2 protein-coding genes are annotated in these 1,387 nt (G+C 76.2%); one reads left to right on the forward strand and one right to left on the reverse strand.

Going from position 1 to position 1,387, the window contains the following annotated elements; all coding sequences use genetic code 11:
• Positions 1 to 753: PDC sensor domain-containing protein (locus HMPREF0731_RS19440; protein WP_040614107.1), on the reverse strand; the 753-nt coding region annotated here is incomplete at its 3' end.
• A 188-nt stretch (positions 754 to 941) separates the two neighbouring features.
• Between HMPREF0731_RS19440 and HMPREF0731_RS19445 the strand changes: the two genes are divergently transcribed.
• Positions 942 to 1,387, forward strand: a 446-nt coding sequence (locus HMPREF0731_RS19445) for a sigma-70 family RNA polymerase sigma factor (RefSeq protein WP_157136253.1), incomplete at its 3' end; no start/stop codon positions are given.

The following is a 1,387-nucleotide window of genomic DNA, read 5'->3' on the forward strand; positions in this document are numbered from 1 at the left end:
CGCGCCATCCGCCACGGTCGCGGCCAGCACGGCGCCGCCGGGCAGCAGCAGCGCCAGGCTGTCGGAGGGGCTCTTCAGCAGCCGGCGCAGCCGCCCCGCCGTCTCCTGGATGCGGGCCGAGATGTTGATGATGCCCTGATAGGTGCCTGGCGGCCGGTCATTGCCGGTGCCCTCGCGCCGCAGCGTCACCGCGAAGAAATCGGCCCCGTCGATGCGGCCGCGATAGGGGCCGCTCACCGCCGTGGGCGGCGCGTCGGGGGCCCGCAGCATCTGGTTGAAGGGCCGGTCGGCGAAGCTCTGGCGGACCGGGACGGAGGGCACCGCGGCGCTGACCACCGGATAGCCCTCGGCGTCGAAGACGAAGATGTTCAGCACCGCCTCGCCCCCGGCCTCGGCGACCAGCGTGCTGAGCTGGGCGCTGATCAGGGTCTGCTCGGCGCGGATGGTGCCATCCGACAGGCCGCGCAGCATGTCGTTGGCGCGCTGCGCCCGCAGCGTGTGCCCCTCCAGCAGGCGCAGCGCGTATTCCGCCGCCGCCTCGGCCGAGCGCGACACCTCGGTCTCCGCCTCGCGCCAGCTCTGCTGCCAGGCCTGCCAGGCCAGCGCCACCAGCAGCAGCGGCGGCAGCAGCAGGACGGCCGCCAGCAGCAGCCGCAGCGGGCGCGCCGCCGGCGGGCTTCGCCCCGGGACCTGCTCCCGGGCGCGTCCAGGGTTCGCGCCCTGGGCTGGGCCTTCGGCTGGCCGCCACCTCATCGCCTGATCGCCTGTCCCCTCGGAGCGCGCGGCCTCCCCCGCCGCGCACCGCGCCCGCCATCGCACCGGGCGCGGGCGGGGGACAGAGCCTCACGGAAGTTTCATCCCTTGTCCAGAAGCGGTGCGGCGCAAAAAAACCATGTGGGTTTCGCCGCCCGGCTGCGTATCAGGGGGCACGAGACCGGATGATGACCCTGCCCCGCGCCCTCTCCCCCCTTGCCCGGCTGCGGCCCGCCCCGGCGCCGCGCGCCGCCGCCGATGGCGCCCTGCCGCCCGCCCTGGCACGCGACCGGGAGGCCGCCAGCGACGAGACGCTGATCGCCTGGGCCGCCGCTGGCGACCGGCTGGCCTTCGGCGCGCTGGCGGGGCGGCACCTGCCGCGGCTCTACGGCCTGGCCCACCGCATCACCGGCAGCGCCGCCGAGGCGGAGGATGTGGCGCAGGAGGCGCTGCTGCGCGCCTGGCAGAAGGCCGGGCAGTTCGATCCGGAGCGGGCGCGCTTCGCCACCTGGCTGCACCGCATCGCCAGCAACCTGGCGATCGACCATTGCCGCCGCCGCGGCGCCGCCGCGCCGCTGCCGCTGGCCGAGCACTGGCCCGACCCCGCCTCGGGGCCGGAGCAGGCCCTGCAGGA

The organism is Pseudoroseomonas cervicalis ATCC 49957, assembly GCF_000164635.1.
GTDB lineage: Bacteria > Pseudomonadota > Alphaproteobacteria > Acetobacterales > Acetobacteraceae > Pseudoroseomonas > Pseudoroseomonas cervicalis.